The organism is Streptomyces sp. NPDC053432, from assembly GCF_055585365.1.
In genome coordinates, this window is sequence record NZ_JBVJKF010000003.1 from 147,310 (window position 1) to 169,866 (window position 22,557).

Here is a 22,557-nt window from a genome sequence, read left to right on the forward strand (position 1 = left end):
ACCAGCGTAATTCGGGCCGGGGCGCCCCCGGTCAACCGAAAGTTTGATGTCCGGGTGCGTCCTTCGATACCAGGAACGCTCCCGTGGCGCGATGCCCCGGGGCCACCCGGAGGACGAGGGTGGGGACATGTTCGTCGCATGGAGAGATCTACGGTTCGCCAAGGGCCGATTCGCCCTCATGGGCTCGGTCGTGCTGCTGATCACGCTGCTGGTCGGCCTGCTGTCCGGGCTCACCTCCGGCCTGGCCCGGGAGAACATCTCGGCCGTCACCGGCCTGCCCGCCACCCACCTGGCCTTCGCCGCGCCCTCCGGGGACCAGAAGGTGTCGTTCACCAGTTCCCAGGTGCCCGAGAGCGCCTGGGAGGCCTGGCGGAAGCAGCCCGGGGTGAGCTCCGCGGAGCCGCTCGGGATCCGCACCACCAACGCCGTCTCGGGCGACCGCACCGCCGGCGTCTCCGTATTCGGCGTGGACCCGGCGGGCGGGCTCGTCCCGGACGGGGCCCGGCCCGGCCCGGGCCGGGTGGTGCTCACGGAGAAGGCCGCGAAGGAGCTCGGCGGCCTCACCGCGGGTGCCAGGGTCAGGATCGGCCCGCTGGAGCTGACCGTGGCCACGGTCTCCGGCACGGCCGCCTTCAGCCACACCCCGGTCGTCTGGGCGGACCTGGGCGACTGGCAGCGCATCGGGAACCCCGGCTCCTCCACCGGGACCGTGGCCACCGTCGTCGCCGTCACCGCGGACCGCAAGGCGGACCTGGCCGGCGCGGACCGGGCGGCCGGGACCAGGGCGATGACCCCGGACGAGGCGCTGAGCGCCATCGGCTCGTACACCTCCGAGAACGGCTCGCTGCAGCTGATGCGCGGCTTCCTCTTCGCCATCTCCGCGCTGGTCATAGGGGCCTTCTTCACGGTGTGGACGATCCAGCGCAGCGCCGACATCGCCGTACTGAAGGCCCTGGGTGCCTCGACGCCCTACCTGCTGAAGGACGCCCTCGGCCAGGCCGTGGTCATGCTCGCCGTCGGCACCGGGCTGGGCACCGCGCTCGCCGCCGGCTTCGGTGCGCTGATCAGCGGCGGGGACGTGCCCTTCGTCCTCGACGCCGCCACCGTGCTCGTGCCCGCCGCGATCATGATCGTGCTCGGTGCGCTGGGCGCCGCCCTGTCCATCCGGCGGATCACCGCCGTCGACCCGCTGACCGCCCTCGGGAGCGCCCGATGACCCTCCTCGTCCACGACGTCACGCTCACCTACCCCGACGGCGACGGGAGGCTCACCGCGCTCGACTCGGTCGGCCTGGAGGTCCCCGCGGGCACCCTGACGGCCGTCGTCGGGCCCTCCGGCTCCGGCAAGTCCAGCCTGCTCGCGGTGGCCGCCACCCTGGTCACCCCGGACTCCGGCCGGGTCGTGGTCGCCGGTACGGACGTCACCGAACTCGGGCCCGCCGCGAAGGCGGCGCTGCGCCGGGAGAAGATCGGCATCGTCTTCCAGCAGCCGAACCTGCTCGCCTCGCTCACCGCGGCCGAACAGCTCCAGGTCATGACGCACCTGTCGGGGCGCCCCGCCCGCACCGTGCGCCGCCGTGCGCTGGACCTGCTTGACGCGGTGGGACTGGCCGACAAGGCCGACAAGCGCCCCCACCAGCTCTCCGGCGGCCAGCGCCAGCGGATCAACATCGCCCGCGCCCTGATGAACGAGCCGGCCGTGCTGCTGGTCGACGAGCCGACCAGCGCCCTGGACCACGAGCGCGGCGCGGCCGTCCTGGAGCTGCTGGTCACCCTGACCCGGGAGCGCTCCACGGCCACCGTGCTGGTCACGCACGACCACGCGCACCTGGACCGGATGGACCGCACGGCGACCATGACCGACGGCCGCCTGACGCAGGGCGCCGAGCCGGTACCGGCCTCCTGAGCCGGATCGGTACCGGCCTCCTGAGGCGGGCACGCGAAGGCCCCGGCTCCCCTCGGCGCGAGGGGAGCCGGGGCTCTCGTACGTACGGAACCGGCCGTTACGCCGGGTTCTGGTTGGCCAGCGCCACCGAGAGCTCCTCGGCCACGCCCTGCAGGATCGGCACGAACGACTCGGCCACGGCCTCCGTGACGCGCCCGGCGGGGCCCGAGATGGAGATCGCCGCGGCGGTCGGCGAGTTCGGCACGGAGACCGCGAGGCAGCGGACTCCTATTTCCTGCTCGTTGTCGTCGACCGCGTAGCCGGCCTTGCGGACCTTCTCCAGCGCCTCCAGGAAGCCCTCGGGCGTGGTGATGGTCTTCTCGGTCGCGGCGGGCATCCCGGTGCGCGCCAGCAGGGCGCGCACCTCCTCCGCGGGGGTGTACGCGAGGAGCGCCTTGCCCACGCCGGTGGAGTGCGGCAGCACCCGGCGGCCGACCTCGGTGAACATGCGCATGGAGTGCTTCGACGGCACCTGGGCGACGTAGACGATCTCGTCCCCGTCGAGCAGCGCCATGTTGGCCGTCTCGCCGGTCTCCTCGACCAGGCGCGCCAGGTAGGGGCGGGCCCAGGTGCCCAGCAGGCGCGACGCGGACTCGCCGAGGCGGATCAGGCGCGGCCCGAGGGAGTAACGTCGGTTGGGCTGCTGACGGACATAGCCGCACGCGACGAGGGTGCGCATGAGACGGTGGATCGTCGGCAGCGGCAGTCCGCTGGCGGCGGAGAGCTCGCTGAGGCCGACTTCGCCCCCTGCGTCGGCCATGCGTTCGAGCAGATCGAAGGCGCGCTCAAGGGACTGGACGCCACCGCTGGCGGCGGTGGTCTTGGCGGAAGCGTCGGTGGTGCTGGCGCTGGACGTCGGCACGGCGCGGTCCTTTCGGTGCTGGCAGGCAAGGAAGCAGCCTACCGGTCAGTCGGCGTCGGCCCTAGACCAGGGGCGATACCGTCTCCGCCGGTCAGAGGCGGTATGTCCGGGGGCGGACGTCCTCGCGAAGTTACCTGTCCGAGTCCCGGTGGCGGTAGCTACATTCTGTATAGCGAAACCTTAATTCCATCCTGTGGAAACATCCAATTGCGGGTGCTGGTGTGTCAGCAGTCCCTCCGGGCGCTCTTGACTGGTTCTCCATCGCCCCGCAGACTCCGTCAACAGAACGTTGAATTTCGCTCTGTGGAAGTAGATGGGGAGGTTCCGGTGTCCGACGTGGCTGTGGAACTGGTACTGCGCTCGACGCGCGTCATCACCCCCGAGGGGACGCGTGCCGCCTCGGTGGCCGTCGCCGGCGGGAAGATCACGGCCGTGCTGCCGCACGACGCCGATGTACCGGCCGGAGCCCGACTCGAGGACTTCGGCGACGACGTCCTGCTCCCCGGCCTGGTCGACACCCACGTCCACGTGAACGACCCGGGCCGCACCGAGTGGGAGGGCTTCTGGACGGCCACCCGCGCCGCCGCGGCCGGTGGCATCACCACGATCCTGGACATGCCGCTCAACTCCCTGCCGCCCACCACCACGGTCGACAACCTCCGCGTCAAGCAGGAGGTCGCCCGGACCAAGGCGCACGTCGACGTCGGCTTCTGGGGCGGCGCCCTGCCGGACAACGTCAAGGACCTGCGCCCCCTGCACGACGCCGGCGTCTACGGCTTCAAGTGCTTCCTGTCGCCCTCCGGCGTCGACGAGTTCCCCCTGCTGGACCAGGAGCAGCTGGCCACCTCGCTCGCCGAGATCACCGGCTTCGGCGGCCTGCTGATCGTGCACGCCGAGGACCCCCACCACCTGGAGTCCGCCCCGCAGAACCCGGGCCCCAAGTACGCCGACTTCCTGGCCTCCCGCCCCCAGGACGCCGAGAACACCGCGATCCAGAACCTGATCGACCAGGCGAAGCGACGAGACGCCCGCGTGCACGTCCTGCACCTGTCCTCCGCCTCCGCGCTGCCGCTGATCGCCGCCGCCAAGGCCGAGGGCGTGCGGATCACCGTCGAGTCCTGCCCGCACTTCCTCACGCTCACCGCCGAGGAAGTCCCGGACGGCGCCACCGAGTTCAAGTGCTGCCCGCCCATCCGCGAGGCCGCGAACCAGGACGTCCTGTGGGACGCGCTCGCCGACGGCACGATCGACTGCATCGTCTCCGACCATTCGCCCTCCACCGCCGACCTCAAGACCGGCGACTTCGCCACCGCGTGGGGCGGCATCTCCTCCCTCCAGCTGGGCCTCCCCGCCATCTGGACCGAGGCGCGCAAGCGCGGACGCACCCTCGAGGACGTCGTCCGCTGGATGTCCGCCGCCCCGGCCGCCCTCGCCGGACTGGCCCAGAAGGGCGCGATCGAGGCCGGCCGCGACGCCGACTTCGCCGTCCTGGCCCCTGAAGAAACGTTCACCGTGGACCCGGCCGAACTCCACCACCGCAACCAGGTGACGGCGTACGCGGGCAGGACCCTGCACGGCGTCGTCAAGTCCACCTGGCTGCGCGGCACCCAGATCGCCGACCACGGCACTCCGACCGAGCCCACGGGCCTCCTCCTCGAAAGGCAGAACTGACAGTGGCACAGCGTTCAACTGGACTGGCTTCCTTCACCGGTAACGCGAACCCGTACGGAGGCGGCGACCCGTACGCGGACTACCGCACCGCGGACTTCCCGTTCACCCAGTACGCGAACCTCGCCGCCCGTGAGCTGGGCGCCGGTGTCATCGCCGCCAACGACGAGTTCTTCGCCCAGCGCGAGAACCTGCTGATCTCCGAGGCCGCCCACTTCGACCCCGAGGACTTCGGCCACAAGGGCAAGGTCATGGACGGCTGGGAGACCCGCCGCCGCCGCGGCGTCTCCGCCACCCAGCCCTGGCCGACCCCCGAGGACCACGACTGGGCGCTGGTCCGCCTGGGCGCCCCCGGCGTGATCCGCGGCATCGTCGTCGACACCGCCCACTTCCGCGGCAACATGCCGCAGGCCGTCTCCATCGAGGGCACCAACTGGGAGGGCGCCCTGGCGCCGACCCCGGAGGAGCTCCTGGGCGACGACGTGAAGTGGACGACCCTGGTGGAGCGCACCCCGGTCGGCGGCCACGCGGCCAACGGCTTCGAGGTCGCCGTCGAGCAGCGCTTCACGCACCTGCGCGTCAACCAGCACCCCGACGGCGGCATCGCCCGCCTGCGCGTCTACGGCGAGGTCCTGCCGGACCCGGCGTGGCTGGCGGCCCTCGGCTCCTTCGACGTGGTGGCGCTGGAGAACGGCGGCTCCGTCCAGGACGCGTCCAACCGCTTCTACTCCCCGCCGACCAACACCATCAACCCGGGCCGCTCCCGCAAGATGGACGACGGCTGGGAAACCGCGCGCCGCCGTGACAACGGCAACGACTGGATCCGCTACCAGCTCGTCACCGAGTCCGAGATCCGCGCCGTCGAGATCGACACCGCGTACCTGAAGGGCAACTCGGCCGGCTGGGCCTCGCTGTCCGTCAAGACGGGCGAGGAGGGCGAGTGGACCGAGTTCCTGCCGCGCACCCGCCTGCAGCCCGACACCAACCACCGCTTCGTGCTGGACGTCCCGGCGGTCGGCACCCACGTCCGGATCGACATCTTCCCGGACGGCGGCTTCTCCCGTCTGCGCCTCTTCGGCTCGCTGACGGAGAACGGCGCGGCCGCCCTGGCCGCCCGTCACCAGGAACTGGGCGGCTGACGCCACCCACATCCCGCCCCGGGGGCCGACACCCCCGGGGCGCGCACGGCCCGGAGGGGCGCACCGTTCGACGGTGCGCCCCTCCGGCGTTCTTTCGTACCAACTCCGTTACGGGTGGGGCAGGATGGGCCCCGGAGGCCCGACCGGTGGCCCCCGACCCCGACGGGAGGGCAACGTACATGACCGACGTCCCGGAGCCGCCGCGCGCACGCGAGACCCGGCGCAAGGACACCCTCGCGCGCTTCGAGAGCGACAACGACGTCTGGGTCGCCACCGCCGACGCCGCCGGCGTCCCCTGCCTCGTCCCCCTTTCCTTCCTCTGGGACGGCGCGACCTTCCTGCTGTCGACCCGCGCCACCGTGCCCACCGGCCGCAACCTCGCCGCGAACGGCAGGGTGCGCCTCGCCTTCGGCCTCACCCGTGACGTGGTCCTCGTCGAGGGCACCGCGACCACGCTCGACGTGTCGGACCTCGCCCCCGGCGAACGGGAGGCCTTCGCGGCCCACACCGGCTTCGACCCCGGCTCCTTCGCCGTCCCCTACCCCTACTTCCGGATCGTGCCGGAGTGGATCCAGGCCTGGCGCGAGGTGAACGAGATCGCCGGCCGCGACCTGATGGCGGGCGGCCGCTGGCTGCCCTGACCCGCGGGGCCGGGCCGAGGGGGTGTCGCGAAGGTTTCGCAACACCCCCTACGCGGCGTGCCCGCCGTCCACGGAGAACTCCGCGCCCGTCACGAACGCGGCCTGGGGGCCGGCGAGGAAGCCCACCACGGCGGCCACCTCCGCGGCGGTGCCGAACCGCCCGACGGCGGTCATCGCCGCCTGCGGGGCGGCGTACGGGCCGTCCGCCGGGTTCATGTCGGTGTCCACCGGCCCCGGGTGGACGATGTTGGCGGTGATGCCGCGCTCGCCCAGTTCCCGTGCGAGGGCCTTGGTCAGCCCGATCAGCGCCGACTTGCTCATCGTGTAGAGCGTGCCGCCCGGGCCGGGCACCCGCTGGGTCATGCAGGTGCCGATGGTGATGATCCGCCCGCCGGTGCCCAGGTGCCCGGCCGCCGCCTGCGCGGTGAGGAACACCCCGCGCACGTTCACGGCGAGCACCCGGTCCACGTCGTCCGCGCCGAGGGCGTCCAGCGGCCCGAGCACGCCGATGCCCGCGTTGTTGACCAGCACGTCCAGCCGCCCGAGCTCCCGGACCGTCCGCTCCACCGCCAGGGCGGCGGCCGCCGGGTCGGCGGCGTCGGCCCGTACGGCGACCGCGCGGCGGCCGAGCGCCTCGATCTTCCCGACGACTTCCGCCGCCGCCCCGGCCTCGTTGACGTACGTGATCGCGACGTCGGCCCCGTCCTCGGCGAGCTTCAGGGCGCTCGCCGCCCCGATCCCGCGGCTGCCTCCGGTCACCAGGGCCACTGCGTTGCCGTTCACGGTGTTTCCTCTCGTCGATCCCGCTGATTGGTTGCGAGTTCAATGAAATCTCCGGGGGGTCCGGGCCGCTGGCAGGAATCCGACCTCGCGTTCCGCGGCGCGTACGCGGCGGGCGGAGTCGACGGCGGGCAGCGCCAGCAGGGCCAGCAGCGCGCACACCCCCGGCCAGCCGGCGCAGCGGTAGACCTGCAGGCCGAGCCAGGACCCGGCGCTGCCGCCGAGGTAACCGCAGGTCATGTAGGCGGTGTTGAGCGCGCTGTGGGAGTCGCCGCGCAGGGCGTAGAAACGGGCCTGGTTGGCGACCGTCCTGCACTGCATGGCGGTGTCGAGGACCAGCGTGCCGAGGACGAGCGCGACGAGCCCCGTGGTGCCGCCCAGGGAGCCGACGGCGAGGACCCCCGCGGCGGTGAGCGTGGCGAGGAAGCAGACGAGGTTGACCCGGTCGGGGCCGACGCGGTCCACGAGGCGGCCGGCCACCGGGGTGCACGCCATGGTGACCGCGCCCGTGAGCGCGACGAGCCCCAGGGCCTGCGGGCCGAAACCGTAGCGCGGGCCGGTGAGGTGCAGTGCCAGGCAGACCCACACGGCGGAGAACCCGCCGAACAGGGACGCCTGGTACCAGCCGGAGCGGCGCAGTTCGGGCTCGGCGCGCAGCAGCCGCAGCGGCCGCAGCGGCAGCGCGCGGAGCGGCACCCGGGGCACGGGGGCGGCGCCGGTGGCGGGCAGCGCGCGGGCCAGGACGACGGCGAGGCCCAGCACCACCAGCCCGGCCACCCAGTACGGGGCCCGCCACCCGAACCGCTCGCCGAGCGCACCGCCGAAGGTACGGGCCAGCAGCATGCCGCCGATGGATCCGCTGAGCAGGGTCCCCATCACCGCCCCGCGCCGCCGCTCCGCGACGAGGCCGACGGCCATCGGGCCGATCAGCTGGGCGGCCGTGGTGGTCACCCCGACGAGGACGCCGGCGGCGAGGAGCTGGGTGAGGCCGCGGGCGAGGGCGGCGGCCAGCAGGGCCGTGCCGCTGGCCGCGAGGAGGGTGACCAGGAGGCGGCGGTACGGGAGGCGGTCGCCGAGGGGGACGAGCAGGAAGATGCCGAGGGTGTAGCCGACCTGCGTGGCGGTGACGATCCCGGCCGCCCGGCCGGGCGAGGTCCCGAGCCCGGCGGCGACCAACGGGACGACGGCCTGCGGGAAGTAGATGTTCCCCACGGCGACGGCACAGGTCAGCGAGAGCAGCACGGTCAACCCCCGCCCGAGCCGATCTCCCGACGCCGCCCGCGCCGCCGGGGCCACCGGGCCGGGGTGGGGTGGCGGGGCGGTGCGGTACGCGGCGGAAGTGGGGTCACTCCGTGGGTCGGGGGTGGGTGGCGGGAGTGGGTTCTGCGTCATGCCCGGCAGTTCAGCCCACCCCGCCGACCGGGCCAATGGATGTAGCCTCGGGCTTAATGATCAGCTTCGGGCTCGACGCGGACGACCTCGCGGACACCCGCTTCGCCCTGTCCCCGCTCATGGACACCGTGCTGAGCCTCCGGGTGCTCCGCGAGCCGGGGCTGTCCGCGGTCCACACCCCCTGGCGTACGGCGACCGTCCACCGGATCGGCGGCACGCCGGACACGGCACTCCTCACCTCGCTCGTCGCGCGGCGCCGCACGACGCCCGACTTCCTGACCCCCCGCCCGGAGCGGTTCTCCGCGACCTTCGCCGAGGAACTGGACGTCGTCCGCCGCACCCCCGCCGCCGTCGTCCGCCGGGACCTGCTCGACGCGCACCACCCCGACCCGCTCCCCGAGCCCCTGCACCCCGCGCTCGCCGACGACGACGGCACCGTCGCCGCCCTGCGCGACACCGTCTGCGAACTGCTGCACCGGTACTGGACGCTCGCGCTCCAGCAGGCCTGGCCCGCCATGCGGCTCGTGCTCGAAGCGGACATGACCTACCGGGCCCGGCAGCTGGCCGTCGGCGGGGCGCGCCGGCTCTTCGCCGACATGCACCCCGACCTCCGCTGGGACGGCGGGACGCTGCGCATCGACAACGTCCTCGGCGACTTCCACATCCCCGCCGCCGGCCGCGGACTGCTGCTGATCCCCTCCGTCTTTGCCCACAAGCCCGCCCCGCCCGTCACCGCCGACCAGCCGCCCGGCCTGGCCTACCCCAGCCGGGGCGTGGCGACCCTGTGGTCCGCCCCCGCCCCGCCCGACGCCACCGCCCTCGCCGGACTGATCGGCGCCCCGAAGGCCGCGCTCCTGGCCCTCCTCGACGGGCCCCTGCCCACCGTCGAGCTCGCCCGCCGCCTCCGGGTCACCCCCAGCGCGGTCTCCCAGCACCTGGCCGTCCTCCACCGCACCGGCCTGGTCACCCGCACCCGGGACGCCCGCCTCGTCCTGTACCGCCGCACCCCCCTCGGCGACCAACTCCTCGACCCGGCCGTCAGTACCCTGGCGCGATGAAGCCCACCACACTCCTCGGCAGAGCCATGAGCGGCGGCGCCGACCCCGGACTGCTGCCCCTGCCCGACGACGTGGCGGAGCTGCTCTCGCTCCTCGGAGCCCCACCACGGCTGGCGGCGCACCTGCGCGCCGTCCACGACGTCGCGCACCAGCTGGTCGACCGCGTCGGACAGCACTGCCCCGCCGCGGTCTTCGACCGCGAGGCGGTGCTCTTCGGGGCGGCGACGCACGACATCGGCAAGACGGTCCACGTGGCCGAACTCTCGGGCCCCGGCTCGGAGCACGAGCCGGCCGGACGGGACCTGCTGCTGCGCCACGGCGTCGGCCCGGAGCGGGCCCGCTTCGCCGCCACCCACGCCTCGTGGACCGAACCCGGCGTCGGCCTGGAGGACTTGCTGGTCAGCCTGGCCGACAAGATCTGGAAGAACAAGCGGGTCCCCGACCTGGAGGACCTCGTCGTCACCGCACTGGCCGCAGCGAGCTGCCGCGAGGTCTGGGAGGAGTTCATGGCGCTCGACGAACTCCTCACCGGCATCGGCGACGGGGCCGGCCGGCGCCTCGCGTTCCAGGCGTCGTTCCCGGTCGACGGGCCCGCAGCGGCACGGCGTGCGGGTGCCCTCCCCGCGTGGCGGAGCGACGGCGAACCGGGCGGACGGGAGGCTGAACCGGTGTAGGCCGGTGCACGGCGACGAACGGGCAAGGAGCGCAGAGCCATGGGCAAGCTGACCCTCACCACCTTCCTGACCCTCGACGGGGTGATGCAGGCCCCCGGCGGGCCCGAGGAGGACCGCAGCGGCGGGTTCGAGTACGGCGGGTGGCTCGTGCCGTTCGCCGACGAGGGCATGGGGGAGTTCATCACCGAGGTCTTCGGCCGCACCGGGGCGTTCCTGCTCGGGCGCCGCACGTACGAGATCTTCGCGGGCTACTGGCCGCAGCACGACGACCCGGCCGACCCCGTCGCGGGCAAGCTGAACCGGCTGCCCAAGTACGTGGCCTCCACGACCCTGAAGGAGCCCGAGTGGGGCCCGGTCACCGTGCTCGACGGGGAGCAGCTGCAGAGCGAGATCGTCCGGGTCAAGGACGCCCTCGACGGGGAGCTGCAGGTGCACGGCAGCGGGCAGCTCGCGCAGTGGCTGCTGGCGCGGGACCTCGTCGACGAGCTGAACCTGCTGTTCTTCCCGGTGTCCCTGGGCGGCGGGCGGCGGCTGTTCCCGACCGGCGGACTGCCGACCGCCTACGAACTGACCGGCTCCAGGACCACGTCCAGCGGGACCGCCATCCACACCTACCGGCCCACCGGGCGCGCCGCGTTCGGGACGTTCGCGGACTGACGCCTCGCGCCCGGCGGGGGGCTCAGCGGGGATCCAGGGCCACCTGGACCACGCGGCCCTCGCGCAGGACGAGGAGGTCCGGGGACTCGTGCCCGTGGTGCCGGATCCGGCCGACCGGGCCCGGCCGGCGGATGTGCGGGGCGAGGAGCACGAGCAGGTCCTCGAGGGCGGGGAGCGCCTCCTCGGGCACCTCCTGGCGGCTGGTCAGCGCCCAGCCGGGGCCGGAGGCAGGGGCGAACTCGCCCACGAGCATGCCCCCGATCCGCGCGGCCGGGCCCCGGGAGGAGAGGATCCCGCCGGGCGCGAGCTGGCGGCGGAGCTCCGCGAGCACGGGGTCCGGGGTGGATGCGAGCAGGTCGAACGCCAGGTCAAGGGCGTAGAGGTCGGCCATACCGCGATGCTACGGGTCGGGTCCGACAGGTACGGAAATCGTTCGACCGGCATGATCGCCTCCGGTACGGTGACCCCGCACCGTGCGAGCCGCCGAAGTCTCCACTTCCCGAGCGCCGTTGGAGAGCTTCGATGACCGTGATCTCGCCCGCCCCCACCACCGCCCCGCGCGGGGCCTGGCTCGCGGACCTGCCCGTGCTGGCCGTCGCCGTCGTGTGGGGCGGCAGCTACCTCGCGGCCAAGGGCATCACCACCGCCCACACCGTGATCGCCGTGCTCGTGCTGCGGTTCGCGCTCGTCCTGCCCGTGCTGGTCGTCGCCGGATGGGCGCGGCTGCGGGCGCTGAGCCCCGCACAGCTGCGCGGGGCCGGAGTGCTGGGTCTCGTACTCGGCGGGATCTTCCTGCTGGAGACCTACGGGGTCGTCCACACGTCCGCGACCAACGCCGGACTGATCATCAGTCTGACCATGATCTTCACGCCGCTGGCCGAGGCCGCCGTGAAGCGGAGGAAGCCCTCCCCCGGATTCCTCGGGGCCGCCGGGGTCTCGATCGCCGGGGTCCTGCTGCTGACCCAGGGCGCGGGGTTCACCGCGCCCAGCCTCGGTGACCTGCTCATCCTCGGTGCCGCCCTCGCCCGGACGCTGCACGTCCTGCTCATGGCCCGGATCCCGGCGGTGCAGGACGCCGACTCGCTGTCCCTGACCACCGTGCAGCTCGGCGGGGCCGTCGTCGTGTTCGCCCTGCTGGCGGCCCTGCCGGGTACGGGGGACAGCCCCTGGGCCGCCGCCGCCGGCTTCGGGCCGGCCGAGTGGGCCGGGCTGGCGTTCCTCTCCCTCCTCTGCACGCTCTTCGCCTTCTTCGTGCAGATGTGGGCCGTACGCCGCACCTCGCCCTCCCGCGTCAGCCTGCTGCTGGGCACCGAGCCCCTGTGGGCGGCCGCCGCCGGTATCGCCATCGGCGGCGAGCACCTCGCCCCGCTCGGCCTCGCGGGCGCGGCCCTCGTCCTCGCCGGCACCGCCTGGGGGCGCCGAGCCGCCGCCTGAGGAGTGGCCGAAAAGGCCGCGTCCGGGGGCGAACGGGCGCCGTACTGTGGGCTGATGCCAGTCGTGGACATCAGCGCGAACGCCGCGGACTCCTCCGCCGACCCCCACTCGTCCCACACCCGACTACGCGGGACGGGACCGGTCCGCCGGCTCACCGTGCGCCGGTAGGCGTCCGGCGTGCCGATCCCCACCCGTGCCCGGCCCTCACAGATCCGGGAGCTCCTCCATCCGCACCCGGCGCCCCTCCCGCCGCGAGCGCTCGCACGCCTCGGCGACCCGGAAGGCGGCGAGCGCCTCACGGCCGTCGCACGCGTTGGCGCCCTCGCCCCGCACCAGGTGCACGAAGGCCGCCAGCTCGGCCTCGTAGGCGGGGGCGAAGCGCTCCAGGAAGCCCGTCCACGGCTTGCTCGCCGGAGGCGGGCCGTGCGGCTCCGTCGAGGCGATCGGCGTACGGTCGTCCAGCCCGGCGGAGACCTGGTCCAGCTCGCCGGCCAGCTCCATCCGCACGTCGTAGCCGGCGCCGTTGCACCGGGTGCCGGTCGCGGTGACGAGGGTCCCGTCGTCCAGGGTGAGGAGGGCCGCCGCCGTGTCCACGTCCCCGGTCTCCCGGAACCTCGGCGGCCCCGCGTCCGACCCGGCCGCGTACACCTCGGTCACCTCGTGCCCGGTCACCCAGCGCACCATGTCGAAGTCGTGCACGAGGCAGTCCCGGTACAGCCCGCCCGAGGCCGCCAGGTACTCGGCGCTCGGCGGCGCGGGATCGGCCGTCATCGTCCGTACGGTGTGCAGCCGGCCGAGCGCGCCCGAACGCACCAGCTCCCGCGCCGTGCGGTAGCCCGCGTCGAAGCGCCGCATGAAGCCCACCTGGAGCACGCCGCCGACCGCCGCCACCTCGCGCAGCGCCGCCAGCGTCCGGGCCAGGTCCGGGGCCAGCGGCTTCTCGCAGAACACCGGCAGCCCGCCGCGCACGGCCCGTACGACGAGGTCCGCGTGCGCGTCGGTCGCCGAGGTCACCACCACCGCGTCGACGCCCCAGGTGAAGACCTGCTCCACGGAGGGCGCGGCGGTGGCCCCGAGCCGGTCGGCGAGGCGCGCCGCCCGCGCGGGATCGGCGTCCGCGAGCAGGAGCGAGCCCGCCTCCGGGTGGCGGGCCAGCGCCGCCGCGTGGAAGGAGCCGATCCGGCCCGTTCCGATGAGCCCGATGCGCATGCACTCAACGTGGCCCCGTACGGGGGACCTGTCAATCTGCCCGGGCATGCCCCGATGGGCCCCCATGGTCCACTGTGGCGGATACTGAGCGGCTGGAACCGGAATGACCGAATCATGACGGACGTGACGGACGTGACAGACGTGACGGACGTGACGGACGAGGGAAGGGCGCGGCGACGTGGCTAGGGTTGGGACAGGGGTGCGCGTCGTGGGCGCGGTGCTCGCGGCGGTACTGGGGGCGGCCACGCTCGCGGGCTGCAGCAGTACGGGCGGAAAGCGCGCCGAGGAGCGCGCGAAGGCCGCCGAGGCGGGCAGGCCCGCCGTGTCCACCCCGCGCTGGACCTTCGCGATGGTCACCCACGCGGGCGACGGCGACACCTTCTGGGACATCGTCCAGAAGGGCGCCAAGGAGGCGGCGGCGAAGGACAACATCAACTTCGTCTACGCCCACGACGACCAGGCCCAGCAGCAGGCGCAGTTCGTGCAGAACGCCATCGACCAGAAGGTCGACGGGATCGTCGTCAGCCTCGCCAAGCCCGACGCCCTCAAGGACGTCATCGCCAAGGCCGTCAAGGCCGGTATCCCGGTGATCACGGTCAACTCCGGATCGGCCCAGTCCGCCCAGTACGGCGCGCTCACCCACATCGGCCAGGACGAGACGATCGCGGGCGAGGCGGTCGGCACCGAGCTGGCGAAGCGAGGCCGCAAGAAGGCCGTCTGCGTCCTGCACGAGCAGGGCAACGTGGGCCACGAGCAGCGCTGCGCGGGCGCGAAGAAGACGTTCGACGGCACGATGGAGAACCTGTACGTCGAGGGCACCAACATGCCCTCCGTGCAGGCGGCCGTCCAGGCCAAGCTCCAGGCGGACCCGTCCGTCGACGCCGTCGTCACCCTGGGCGCACCCTTCGCCGCCACCGCGATCAAGGCGAAGGAGGCGGCCGGGAGCAAGGCCGAGGTGGACACCTTCGACCTGAACGACGCCGTCGCCCGCGACCTGAAGTCCGGCGCCCTCGGCTTCGCCGTCGACCAGCAGCCCTACCTCCAGGGCTACGAGGCGATCGACCTGCTCTGGCTCTACCGCTACAACGCGAACGTGCTCGGCGGCGGCCGCCCGGTCCTCACCGGACCGCAGATCGTCACCGGAGCCGAGGCCGCCCAGCTGGAGGACTACATCAAGCGGGGCAGGCGATGAGCGCCACCGCCACCGCGGACGAACGGCTCGTGCCGGCGTCCCCGGTCCGCAAGCTGCTGGGCCGCCCCGAGTTCGGCGCGGTCGTCGGCGCCGCCGCCGTCTTCGTCTTCTTCTCCATCGCGGCCCCCACCTTCCTCCAGGCCTCCAGCCTGAGCACGATCCTGTACTCGGCCTCCACCATCGGGATCATGGCCTGCCCGGTGGCCCTGCTGATGATCGGCGGCGAGTTCGACCTCTCCGCCGGTGTCATGGTCACGACCTCGGCCCTGGTCAGCTCGATGTTCAGCTACCAGATGACCGCCAACGTCTGGGTCGGCGTCCTGGTCTCCCTGGTCGTCACCCTGGCCATCGGCTTCTTCAACGGCTTCATGCTGACCCGGACCAAACTGCCCAGCTTCATCATCACGCTCGGGACCTTCCTGATGCTGACCGGCCTGAACCTCGGCTTCACCAAGCTGATCAGCGGATCGGTCTCCACCAGGACCATCGCCGACATGGAGGGCTTCCCCTCCGCCCGCGCCCTGTTCGCCTCGCAGTGGACGATCGGCTCGGTCACCCTCAAGGTCACCATCCTGTGGTGGCTGGTCCTGGTCGCCGTGGCCACCTGGATCCTGCTGCGCGCCCGCGCCGGCAACTGGATCTTCGCCGTGGGCGGCGGGGCGGACGCGGCCCGCGCGACCGGCGTACCCGTCGTGAAGACCCGTATCGGCCTCTACATGGGCGTGGCGCTGTGCGCCTGGATCTCCGGCCAGCACATCCTCTTCTCGTACGACGTGGTCCAGTCGGGAGAGGGCGTCGGCAACGAGTTCCTGTACATCATCGCGGCGGTCATCGGCGGCTGTCTGATGACCGGCGGGTACGGCTCCGCCATCGGCTCGGCGGTCGGCGCGTTCATCTTCGGCATGACCAGCAACGGCATCGTCTACGCCCAGTGGAACCCGGACTGGTTCAAATTCTTCCTCGGCGCGATGCTGCTGCTCGCGACGCTCCTCAACGCGTGGGTCCGCAAGCGGGCGGAGGCGAAATGAGCACCGCACTGGTGAAGCTGACCGACGTCAGCAAGTACTACGGCAACATCCGCGCACTCCAGGGGGTGTCCCTGGAGGTCTCCGCGGGCGAGATCACCTGCGTGCTGGGCGACAACGGAGCCGGCAAGTCCACCCTCATCAAGATCATCGCGGGGCTGCACCAGCACGACGCCGGCACCTTCGAGATCGAGGGCGAGGAGACCGTGCTCGCCAACCCGCGCGCCGCCCTCGACCGCGGCATCGCCACCGTCTACCAGGACCTCGCGGTGGTCCCGCTCATGCCCGTCTGGCGCAACTTCTTCCTCGGCTCCGAGCCCACCAGGGGCCGCGGGCCGCTGCGCCGCCTGGACGTCCCGTACATGCGCGAGACCACCCGGGCCGAGCTGCTGCGCATGGGCATCGACCTGCGCGACGTCGACCAGCCCATCGGGACCCTGTCGGGCGGCGAGCGGCAGTGCGTGGCCATCGCCCGCGCCGTCCACTTCGGCGCCAAGGTCCTCGTACTCGACGAGCCCACCGCCGCCCTCGGTGTCAAGCAGTCCGGAGTGGTCCTCAAGTACGTCGCGGCCGCCCGTGACGCGGGTCTCGGCGTGGTCCTGATCACCCACAACCCGCACCACGCGCACCTGGTCGGGGACCGCTTCGTCCTGCTCAAACGCGGCACCATGGCCGGCAGCCACACCCGCGACTCGATCACCCTCGACGAGCTGACCCGGCAGATGGCCGGCGGCTCCGAGCTCGACGAGCTGAGCCACGAACTGGAGCGGGTGGCAGAATCGGGCCAGGGCCCCGGAGCAGGCGGGCGCACGCTCCGCGGCGACGACGCCGGACGGGGCACGGCATGAGCGGCAGCGGGGCATGAGCGGCAGGGCCCGGCGGGGCATGAGCGGCAGGGCCCGGCGGGCCACGGCACGAGCACAAGGGACGACGGCACACCGATGAGCAGCACCTACCGGGGGTTCACGCCGCCGCGCCGCGGCTCGGCGCGGGGCGCTGTGCTGCGCACGATCGGGACGCGCGAGCGAAGGTCGCACCTGACCGCCCCGCGCGTCCCGACCGTCGGCATCGACATCGGCGGCACCAAGGTGATGGCCGGCGTCGTCGACGCCGACGGGGTCATCCTGGAGAAGATCCGCACCGAGACCCCCGACAAGTCCAAGAGCCCCAAGGTCGTCGAGGACACCATCGTCGAACTGGTCCTGGACCTCTCCGACCGGCACGACGTGCACGCCGTGGGCATCGGCGCGGCCGGCTGGGTCGACGCCGACCGCTCCCGGGTGCTGTTCGCCCCCCACCTGGCCTGGCGCGACGAGCCGCTGCGCGACGCGCTCCAGTCCCGCCTCGCGGTCCCCGTCATGGTCGACAACGACGCCAACACCGCCGCCTGGGCCGAGTGGCGCTTCGGCGCCGGCCGGGGCGAGGACCACCTCGTGATGATCACGCTGGGCACCGGTATCGGCGGGGCCATCCTCGAAGGCGGCCAGGTCAAACGCGGCCGCTACGGGGTCGCCGGCGAATTCGGCCACATGCAGGTCGTCCCCGGAGGGCACCGCTGCCCCTGCGGCAACCGGGGCTGCTGGGAGCAGTACAGCTCGGGCAACGCGCTGGTCCGCGAGGCCCGCGAGCTGGCCGCCGCCGACTCCCCGGTCGCGTACAACATCATCGCCAGGGTCGGCGGGAACGTTTCGGAGATCACCGGACCGCTCATCACCGAGCTGGCCCGCGAGGGCGACGCCATGTGCGTCGAGCTGCTCCAGGACATCGGCCAGTGGCTCGGCGTCGGCATCGCCAACCTGGCCGCCGCCCTCGACCCCTCCTGCTTCGTCATCGGCGGCGGCGTCAGCGCCGCCGACGACCTGCTCATCGGCCCCGCCCGGGACGCCTTCCGGCGCCACCTCACCGGCCGCGGCTACCGCCCCGAGGCCCGCATCGCCAAGGCCCAGCTCGGCCCCGAGGCCGGCATGGTCGGCGCCGCCGACCTGGCCCGGCTCGTCGCCCGCCGCTTCCGGCGCGCCACCCGCCGCCGGGTCGAGCGCTACGAACGGTACGAGCGCTACGCGCAGCAGCTGGGCCGCCGCGAGAACCCGGCCCGCGACACCGGGCTCCCCGGGTCCGGGGCCCCCGGAGGCACCACACCTGGCCCCGAGCTCCCCGGCCCCGAGAAACTGGACGACCAGCAGTGAACCCGCCCACCCTGCCCCGCCAGGCCCCTTCCCCCGACGGCGACGCCACCCCGCGCCCCGTCGAGGACCGCCGGCACGTCGTCAAACGCCGCTGGATCACGGCGGTGATCATCCTGCTGCTGATCGGCGTCCCCGCGGGCTACCTGGCCATCTCCACCCAGCAGAGCCGCGAGAGCGGCCGCGACAAGGCCGCCCGGATCGGCGCGTCCAAGGTCCGGCCGGGCTGGCCGTCCAAGGTGCAGCGCAGCATCTACGAGGTCCCCATCCCGCCGAAGGCCTGGCGGGTCGGCTTCCTGGAGACCAACAACTGGCACACCAGCCGCCTGTTCACCGCCTTCTCGGTCACCCCGGCCGACCTGGACGCCTTCCTCGCCTCCGTCGGCACCAGCCGGGACGCCCTGGCCCAGGGGGAGATCGCGATCTCCCCGCACGACTCCGAGGTCGCGGGCTGGAGCTGGAGCCCCAAGGCGAGCTGGTACGGGATCACCCTGGAACAGCCGGAGCCGCGCCCCACCCGGGACATCACGGTCGACCTCACGGACCCGGAGCACCCCAAGGTCTACGTGGTCTCCACGGCCGTTCCGTAGCCTGGGATCATGAAGCTCACCAAGAGGCTGCACTCCTGCGTCCAGCTCGAGAAGGACGGGCGCGTGCTCGTCATCGACCCGGGCGCCTTCAGCGAAGCCGACGCCGGTCTCGGGGCGGACGCCCTGCTGGTCACGCACGAACACCCCGACCACTTCGACGAGGGCCGGCTGCGTGCCGCGCTCGACGCGAATCCGGCGGCCGGGCTGTGGACCCTGCGCAGCGTCGCGGACCGGATCGCCCCCGCCTACCCGGGCCGGGTGCACACCGTGGGCCACGGCGACGCCTTCACCGCCGCCGGGTTCGACGTGCAGGTCCACGGCGAACTGCACGCCGTGATCCACCCGGACATGCCCCGGGTCACCAATGTCGGTTACCTCGTGGAGGGTTCCCTCTTCCACCCCGGGGACGCGCTGACCGTGCCCGACGCCCCCGTGGACACCCTGATGCTCCCGGTGCACGCCCCCTGGAACAAGATCGCCGAGGTGATCGACTACGTCCGTGAGGTCAAGCCGCGCCGGGCCATCGACATCCACGACGCCTACCTCGCCGACATCGCGCGGCCGATCTACGATTTCGCCCTGGACGCCCTGGGCGGCACGGACCACGGCCGACTCACCGCCGGGGGCACCGCCGAGCTGTGATGTCGGTGCCGGGCGGTAGGTTGAACGCATGCGTATCGCCACGTTCAACGTCAACTCCATCACCGCCCGGCTGCCGCGCCTGCTGGCCTGGCTGGAGAGCTCCGGCACGGACGTCCTGTGCGTCCAGGAGACCAAGTGCTCCGCCGAGCAGTTCCCGTACGACGCGCTGCGCGAGCTGGGCTACGAGGCGGCCGTCAACGCCACCGGCCGGTGGAACGGCGTGGCCGTGCTCTCCAGGGTCGGCCTGGAGGACGTGGTCACCGGCCTGCCCGGCGGGCCGCTCTACGAGGAGGTCGACGAGCCCCGCGCCATCTCCGCGACCTGCGGCGGGGTCCGCGTCTGGTCGGTCTACGTGCCCAACGGCCGCGAGGTCGCGCACGATCACTACGGCTACAAGCTGGACTGGTTCCGCGCGCTGACCGCGGCCGTCGCCGAGGACGCGGCCGGGGCCCTTCCGTTCGCGGTGATGGGCGACTTCAACGTGGCCCCGACCGACGAGGACGTGTACGACCCGGCCGTCTTCGAGGGCCTGACGCACGTGACCCCCGCCGAGCGGGCCGCCCTGGAGGCGCTGCGCCTGGCCGGGCTCTCCGACGTCTTCCCGCGCGCCCTCAAGTACGACCGCCCTTACACCTTCTGGGACTACCGGATGCTGGCGTTCCCCAAGAACAAGGGCATGCGCATCGACCTGGTGTACGGCAACGAGGCCTTCACCAAGGCCGTCAAGGACGCCTACGTGGACCGCGAGGAGCGCAAGGGCAAGGGCGCCTCCGACCACGCCCCGGTCGTCGTGGACCTGGAGCTCTGAGGATCCCTCCGGAACCGTGCCGTCCGATCCAGGCGCGCCCTGTGGCCAGCGGCGGATCCTGGTGCGACGCTGGGCGGTATGAACATCCCCTTCCTGGGCAACTGGCTGAACCGACACGAAACAGAACGGGGCGCGGGACTTGCCGCCGCCTTCGCCGACGACCCCGAGGGCGTGGCCGAGTTGTTCTCGGAGTGCGAGATGCTGCGCGTCCAGGCGAGGGCGGCCGGGCTCGAACTCGACCAGAGCGTCGCCTCGTTGGAGGCCCTCGACCAGTTGATGCCCCGCTGGCGGCGGGATCCCGAGGCCGTGCCGTGGCTCGGAAACGACGCCGGCTTCTACCTCGGCACCGTGATCATCCGTACGATCCCGGGAACGGGATGGGAGGTCTGGCCGAGCGGCCAGCCGGTGATCCGGCTGGCCTCGGGGCGGGAGCTGAACGTGATCGAGTCGGGGATCTCCTGGGCGATGACCGGTTCCCCCGAGCTCAGCCAGGCCTACGCCGAGGCCTCGGAGGGATGACCGGTATGGCCGTCGATCCGCTGATCGAGCTCCGGGGCGTCAACAAGCACTTCGGAGACCTGCACGTGCTCCGGAACATCGACCTCACCGTCGGCCGCGGCGAGGTCGTGGTGATCATCGGGCCCTCCGGCTCGGGGAAGTCGACCCTGTGCCGGGTGATCAACCGGCTGGAGACCATCGAATCGGGCACGATCACCCTCGACGGGCAGCCGCTGCCCGAGGAGGGCCGGGAGCTGGCCCGGCTGCGCGCCGAGGTGGGGATGGTCTTCCAGTCCTTCAACCTCTTCGCGCACAAGACCGTCCTGGCCAACGTCTCGCTCGCGCAGGTCAAGGTCCGCGGGCGCAAGCGGGCCGATGCCGACCGGCGCTCCCTGGAGCTCCTGGACCGGGTCGGGCTCGCCGACCAGGCCCCGAAGTTCCCGGCCCAGCTCTCCGGCGGCCAGCAGCAGCGCGTGGCCATCGCCCGCGCCCTCGCGATGAACCCCAAGGCCCTGCTCTTCGACGAGCCCACCTCCGCCCTCGACCCGGAGATGATCAACGAGGTGCTGGAGGTCATGCGGCAGCTCGCCCAGGAGGGCATGACCATGGTCGTGGTCACCCACGAGATGGGCTTCGCCCGGTCGGCCGCCAACCGCGTCGTGTTCATGGCCGACGGACAGATCGTCGAGGACCGCACCCCGGAGCAGTTCTTCACCGCTCCGGAGAGCGACCGGGCCAAGGACTTCCTCTCGAAGATCCTCAAGCACTGAGGGGCGCGGGGCCGTCCCGCGGGACGAGCCGGTCCCCTGCGCCGGCCCTCCCGCGTCGTCGGCCCTCCTGCGGTGCCGGCCGTTCCGCGGCGTCAGCCGTTCTGCGGGGCTCCGGACAGGGCGCTCTTGGCCTTCCACTGGTCCCAGGACAGGTTCCACTCGCCGTAGCCGTTGCCGAGGTCGGCCTGGCCCTTGGAGCCGTCGCCGACGACCTCGAAGGGGTCGCCGACCTGGGTCTCGCCGTAGAAGGACGCGGCGTTGGCGTCGCTCATGCCCACGCAGCCGGAACTGGCGTTGGCGCGGCCGAAGTTCCCCGAGTTCCAGGGCGCGGCGTGTGCGTACATGCCCGACCAGGTGAGCCGCATCGAGTAGTCGACCATCTTGTCGTAGGCGTTGCCCAGGCCCACCGTCTCGGAGTTCATCCGGATGGTGCCCTCCTTCGCCATGACCACCATCTTCCCGGACCAGGACGCCTTCTGGCCGCCCGGTGTACCGGCCGAGACCGGGATCGTCCGCGCCGTCTGGCCGTCCTCGGTCACCGTCAGCTTCTTGGTGTCGAGGCTGACCTCGATCCGGCGGTCCTTGCCGATCTTGAACTCGGTGTTGTAGTCGCGGGCGAACAGGCCGCCGCCCTTGCCGGAGTCCACGCCGTTCAGGTTCATGTCGACCTTCACGTCGGTGCCGGACTTCCAGTAGTCCTTGGGCCGCCAGTCGACGCGGTCCTTGCCGGAGTAGTCCTTGATCCAGCCCCACGACCCCTCGGTGCCGTTCGAGGTGGTGACCTTCAGCTGCTTCTCCACCTCGGCCTTGTTGGTGACCGGGTTGTCGAAGACGAGCGAGACGGGCATGGCCACGCCGACCGTGCTCCCCTTCGAGATGTTGATCGAGACCTTGTTGACCTTGTCGGCCGCACCGGTCCGGAACTGGGCCGTGGCGTTCTGGCTGTCGGTGTTCGTCGCCTCGACCTTGTAGTCCGTGCCCGGTGAGGCGTTGCGCTCGGATGTCCACGTCCTGCCGTCGGCGGCTATCTGCCCCGCCAGCTCGCCGCCCTTGGCGTCCGTCACCTTCACCTGCGCGAGTTTGCCGTCGGCGATGGTCACCTTCACCGGCTCGCCGGCCTTGACCTGATCGCCCGTGAGGTTCACCGAGATCGCCATCGCCGTCTTCTGCTTGGCCTCGGCCTTGGCGTCCGCCGTGCCCCCGTCCCCGCTCCCGCTCCCGCCCGAACAGGCGGTCAGTGCGGCGGCCAGGACTGCGGTGCCCGCCATCACGGCGTGACGAGTGCGTATAAGGCTCAACGAAAACCCCTCCGAAGTGTGAACGTCCGCAAAGTAAGAGCGCACGAACCGACTTTAGGTTGCCGAAGCCGGCGAAAAGTTCGCCGAGGCGGC

Annotated in this window: 24 protein-coding genes; 18 read left to right on the forward strand and 6 right to left on the reverse strand. The window is 72.5% G+C overall.

Annotation, left to right across the window (positions count from 1 at the left end):
* The first annotated feature begins 127 nt into the window (after positions 1–127).
* Both ACZ6Y1_RS06785 and ACZ6Y1_RS06790 read left to right on the forward strand, forming a co-directional pair.
* A complete protein-coding gene (locus ACZ6Y1_RS06785; protein WP_469624081.1) occupies positions 128–1,216 on the forward strand; it encodes an ABC transporter permease in 1,089 nt (362 codons plus the stop codon).
* A complete protein-coding gene (locus ACZ6Y1_RS06790; protein WP_469624088.1) occupies positions 1,213–1,905 on the forward strand; it encodes an ABC transporter ATP-binding protein in 693 nt (230 codons plus the stop codon). Before ACZ6Y1_RS06785 ends, ACZ6Y1_RS06790 begins: the two co-directional genes overlap by 4 nt.
* 97 nt (positions 1,906–2,002) lie before the next feature.
* Here the strand turns inward: ACZ6Y1_RS06790 and ACZ6Y1_RS06795 are convergent, their stop codons facing one another.
* Positions 2,003–2,806, reverse strand: coding sequence for an IclR family transcriptional regulator (locus tag ACZ6Y1_RS06795; RefSeq protein ID WP_469624091.1), 804 nt, complete (start codon positions 2,804–2,806; stop codon positions 2,003–2,005).
* Between the two features lie 327 nt (positions 2,807–3,133).
* Between ACZ6Y1_RS06795 and allB the strand changes: the two genes are divergently transcribed.
* The 3 genes from allB (at position 3,134) to ACZ6Y1_RS06810 (ending at position 6,254) form a co-directional block, all read left to right on the forward strand.
* Positions 3,134–4,477 (forward strand): allantoinase AllB, encoded by a 1,344-nt coding sequence (gene allB / locus ACZ6Y1_RS06800; RefSeq protein WP_469624096.1) that lies wholly within the window; start codon positions 3,134–3,136, stop codon positions 4,475–4,477.
* A 2-nt stretch (positions 4,478–4,479) separates the two neighbouring features.
* Entirely contained in the window at positions 4,480–5,613 is a 1,134-nt protein-coding gene (gene alc / locus ACZ6Y1_RS06805) for an allantoicase (RefSeq protein ID WP_469624099.1), read from the forward strand.
* Between the two features lie 179 nt (positions 5,614–5,792).
* Entirely contained in the window at positions 5,793–6,254 is a 462-nt protein-coding gene (locus tag ACZ6Y1_RS06810) for a pyridoxamine 5'-phosphate oxidase family protein (RefSeq protein WP_469624103.1), read from the forward strand.
* Positions 6,255–6,302: 48 nt separating this feature from the next.
* On the opposite strand, the gene ACZ6Y1_RS06815 is transcribed toward ACZ6Y1_RS06810, so the two are convergent.
* On the reverse strand, positions 6,303–7,037 hold the full coding sequence (locus ACZ6Y1_RS06815; protein WP_469624105.1) for an SDR family oxidoreductase: 735 nt from the start codon (positions 7,035–7,037) through the stop codon (positions 6,303–6,305).
* A 39-nt stretch (positions 7,038–7,076) separates the two neighbouring features.
* Entirely contained in the window at positions 7,077–8,276 is a 1,200-nt protein-coding gene (locus ACZ6Y1_RS06820; protein WP_469624108.1) for an MFS transporter, read from the reverse strand.
* A gap of 206 nt (positions 8,277–8,482) precedes the next feature.
* Here ACZ6Y1_RS06820 and ACZ6Y1_RS06825 point away from each other — a divergent pair, with 206 nt between their 5' ends.
* The 3 genes from ACZ6Y1_RS06825 to ACZ6Y1_RS06835 are packed head-to-tail and all read left to right on the forward strand — an operon-like array spanning position 8,483 to position 10,815.
* A complete protein-coding gene (locus ACZ6Y1_RS06825) occupies positions 8,483–9,484 on the forward strand; it encodes an ArsR/SmtB family transcription factor (protein ID WP_469624111.1) in 1,002 nt (333 codons plus the stop codon).
* The gene (locus ACZ6Y1_RS06830; protein WP_469624114.1) at positions 9,481–10,158 is read left to right on the forward strand and encodes an HD domain-containing protein; all 678 of its coding nucleotides are present in this window, start codon (positions 9,481–9,483) and stop codon (positions 10,156–10,158) included. The genes ACZ6Y1_RS06825 and ACZ6Y1_RS06830 overlap by 4 nt, the downstream gene beginning before the upstream one ends.
* A gap of 39 nt (positions 10,159–10,197) precedes the next feature.
* Entirely contained in the window at positions 10,198–10,815 is a 618-nt protein-coding gene (locus ACZ6Y1_RS06835) for a dihydrofolate reductase family protein (RefSeq protein WP_469624117.1), read from the forward strand.
* A gap of 22 nt (positions 10,816–10,837) precedes the next feature.
* Here the strand turns inward: ACZ6Y1_RS06835 and ACZ6Y1_RS06840 are convergent, their stop codons facing one another.
* Complete coding sequence (locus tag ACZ6Y1_RS06840) at positions 10,838–11,206, reverse strand: hypothetical protein (protein WP_469624121.1); 369 nt, start codon at positions 11,204–11,206, stop codon at positions 10,838–10,840.
* 131 nt (positions 11,207–11,337) lie between these two features.
* Here ACZ6Y1_RS06840 and ACZ6Y1_RS06845 point away from each other — a divergent pair, with 131 nt between their 5' ends.
* Entirely contained in the window at positions 11,338–12,249 is a 912-nt protein-coding gene (locus ACZ6Y1_RS06845) for a DMT family transporter (protein WP_469624124.1), read from the forward strand.
* A 204-nt stretch (positions 12,250–12,453) separates the two neighbouring features.
* On the opposite strand, the gene ACZ6Y1_RS06850 is transcribed toward ACZ6Y1_RS06845, so the two are convergent.
* Complete coding sequence (locus ACZ6Y1_RS06850) at positions 12,454–13,458, reverse strand: Gfo/Idh/MocA family protein (protein ID WP_469624127.1); 1,005 nt, start codon at positions 13,456–13,458, stop codon at positions 12,454–12,456.
* 178 nt (positions 13,459–13,636) lie between these two features.
* On the opposite strand from ACZ6Y1_RS06850, the gene ACZ6Y1_RS06855 reads away from it, so the two are divergent.
* The 9 genes from ACZ6Y1_RS06855 to ACZ6Y1_RS06895 all read left to right on the forward strand — a co-directional run bounded on the left by ACZ6Y1_RS06855 (position 13,637) and on the right by ACZ6Y1_RS06895 (position 21,166).
* Positions 13,637–14,650, forward strand: coding sequence for a sugar ABC transporter substrate-binding protein (locus ACZ6Y1_RS06855; protein WP_469624130.1), 1,014 nt, complete (start codon positions 13,637–13,639; stop codon positions 14,648–14,650).
* Positions 14,647–15,678 carry an ABC transporter permease gene (locus ACZ6Y1_RS06860; RefSeq protein ID WP_469624133.1) on the forward strand — a complete coding sequence of 344 codons (1,032 nt, stop codon included), beginning with the start codon at positions 14,647–14,649 and terminating at the stop codon, positions 15,676–15,678. Before ACZ6Y1_RS06855 ends, ACZ6Y1_RS06860 begins: the two co-directional genes overlap by 4 nt.
* Positions 15,675–16,523 carry an ATP-binding cassette domain-containing protein gene (locus ACZ6Y1_RS06865; RefSeq protein ID WP_469624136.1) on the forward strand — a complete coding sequence of 283 codons (849 nt, stop codon included), beginning with the start codon at positions 15,675–15,677 and terminating at the stop codon, positions 16,521–16,523. Before ACZ6Y1_RS06860 ends, ACZ6Y1_RS06865 begins: the two co-directional genes overlap by 4 nt.
* A gap of 93 nt (positions 16,524–16,616) precedes the next feature.
* Positions 16,617–17,861, forward strand: a complete 1,245-nt coding sequence (locus tag ACZ6Y1_RS06870; RefSeq protein ID WP_469624138.1) for an ROK family glucokinase — start codon at positions 16,617–16,619, stop codon at positions 17,859–17,861.
* Entirely contained in the window at positions 17,858–18,448 is a 591-nt protein-coding gene (locus ACZ6Y1_RS06875; RefSeq protein ID WP_469624141.1) for a hypothetical protein, read from the forward strand. The genes ACZ6Y1_RS06870 and ACZ6Y1_RS06875 overlap by 4 nt, the downstream gene beginning before the upstream one ends.
* A gap of 9 nt (positions 18,449–18,457) precedes the next feature.
* A complete protein-coding gene (locus tag ACZ6Y1_RS06880) occupies positions 18,458–19,090 on the forward strand; it encodes an MBL fold metallo-hydrolase (RefSeq protein ID WP_469624143.1) in 633 nt (210 codons plus the stop codon).
* 28 nt (positions 19,091–19,118) lie between these two features.
* Positions 19,119–19,898 carry an exodeoxyribonuclease III gene (locus ACZ6Y1_RS06885; protein WP_469624146.1) on the forward strand — a complete coding sequence of 260 codons (780 nt, stop codon included), beginning with the start codon at positions 19,119–19,121 and terminating at the stop codon, positions 19,896–19,898.
* A gap of 78 nt (positions 19,899–19,976) precedes the next feature.
* The gene (locus tag ACZ6Y1_RS06890) at positions 19,977–20,417 is read left to right on the forward strand and encodes a DUF6278 family protein (RefSeq protein ID WP_469624149.1); all 441 of its coding nucleotides are present in this window, start codon (positions 19,977–19,979) and stop codon (positions 20,415–20,417) included.
* A gap of 5 nt (positions 20,418–20,422) precedes the next feature.
* The gene (locus ACZ6Y1_RS06895; RefSeq protein WP_469624151.1) at positions 20,423–21,166 is read left to right on the forward strand and encodes an amino acid ABC transporter ATP-binding protein; all 744 of its coding nucleotides are present in this window, start codon (positions 20,423–20,425) and stop codon (positions 21,164–21,166) included.
* 92 nt (positions 21,167–21,258) lie between these two features.
* On the opposite strand, the gene ACZ6Y1_RS06900 is transcribed toward ACZ6Y1_RS06895, so the two are convergent.
* Positions 21,259–22,434 (reverse strand): L,D-transpeptidase, encoded by a 1,176-nt coding sequence (locus tag ACZ6Y1_RS06900; RefSeq protein WP_469624154.1) that lies wholly within the window; start codon positions 22,432–22,434, stop codon positions 21,259–21,261.
* Positions 22,435–22,557: the final 123 nt, after the last annotated feature.

What these genes read in the sequence shown, in the direction of transcription:
- ACZ6Y1_RS06785 (WP_469624081.1), top strand. Translation starts at nt 128, where the DNA reads ATGTTCGTCGCATGGAGAGATCTACGGTTCGCCAAGGGCCGATTCGCC.
- ACZ6Y1_RS06790 (WP_469624088.1), top strand. Translation starts at nt 1,213, where the DNA reads ATGACCCTCCTCGTCCACGACGTCACGCTCACCTACCCCGACGGCGAC.
- ACZ6Y1_RS06810 (WP_469624103.1), top strand. Translation starts at nt 5,793, where the DNA reads ATGACCGACGTCCCGGAGCCGCCGCGCGCACGCGAGACCCGGCGCAAG.
- ACZ6Y1_RS06825 (WP_469624111.1), top strand. Translation starts at nt 8,483, where the DNA reads ATGATCAGCTTCGGGCTCGACGCGGACGACCTCGCGGACACCCGCTTC.
- ACZ6Y1_RS06830 (WP_469624114.1), top strand. Translation starts at nt 9,481, where the DNA reads ATGAAGCCCACCACACTCCTCGGCAGAGCCATGAGCGGCGGCGCCGAC.
- ACZ6Y1_RS06835 (WP_469624117.1), top strand. Translation starts at nt 10,198, where the DNA reads ATGGGCAAGCTGACCCTCACCACCTTCCTGACCCTCGACGGGGTGATG.
- ACZ6Y1_RS06840 (WP_469624121.1), bottom strand. Translation starts at nt 11,206, where the DNA reads ATGGCCGACCTCTACGCCCTTGACCTGGCGTTCGACCTGCTCGCATCC.
- ACZ6Y1_RS06845 (WP_469624124.1), top strand. Translation starts at nt 11,338, where the DNA reads ATGACCGTGATCTCGCCCGCCCCCACCACCGCCCCGCGCGGGGCCTGG.
- ACZ6Y1_RS06850 (WP_469624127.1), bottom strand. Translation starts at nt 13,458, where the DNA reads ATGCGCATCGGGCTCATCGGAACGGGCCGGATCGGCTCCTTCCACGCG.
- ACZ6Y1_RS06860 (WP_469624133.1), top strand. Translation starts at nt 14,647, where the DNA reads ATGAGCGCCACCGCCACCGCGGACGAACGGCTCGTGCCGGCGTCCCCG.
- ACZ6Y1_RS06865 (WP_469624136.1), top strand. Translation starts at nt 15,675, where the DNA reads ATGAGCACCGCACTGGTGAAGCTGACCGACGTCAGCAAGTACTACGGC.
- ACZ6Y1_RS06870 (WP_469624138.1), top strand. Translation starts at nt 16,617, where the DNA reads ATGAGCAGCACCTACCGGGGGTTCACGCCGCCGCGCCGCGGCTCGGCG.
- ACZ6Y1_RS06880 (WP_469624143.1), top strand. Translation starts at nt 18,458, where the DNA reads ATGAAGCTCACCAAGAGGCTGCACTCCTGCGTCCAGCTCGAGAAGGAC.
- ACZ6Y1_RS06885 (WP_469624146.1), top strand. Translation starts at nt 19,119, where the DNA reads ATGCGTATCGCCACGTTCAACGTCAACTCCATCACCGCCCGGCTGCCG.
- ACZ6Y1_RS06890 (WP_469624149.1), top strand. Translation starts at nt 19,977, where the DNA reads ATGAACATCCCCTTCCTGGGCAACTGGCTGAACCGACACGAAACAGAA.
- ACZ6Y1_RS06895 (WP_469624151.1), top strand. Translation starts at nt 20,423, where the DNA reads ATGGCCGTCGATCCGCTGATCGAGCTCCGGGGCGTCAACAAGCACTTC.
- ACZ6Y1_RS06900 (WP_469624154.1), bottom strand. Translation starts at nt 22,434, where the DNA reads ATGGCGGGCACCGCAGTCCTGGCCGCCGCACTGACCGCCTGTTCGGGC.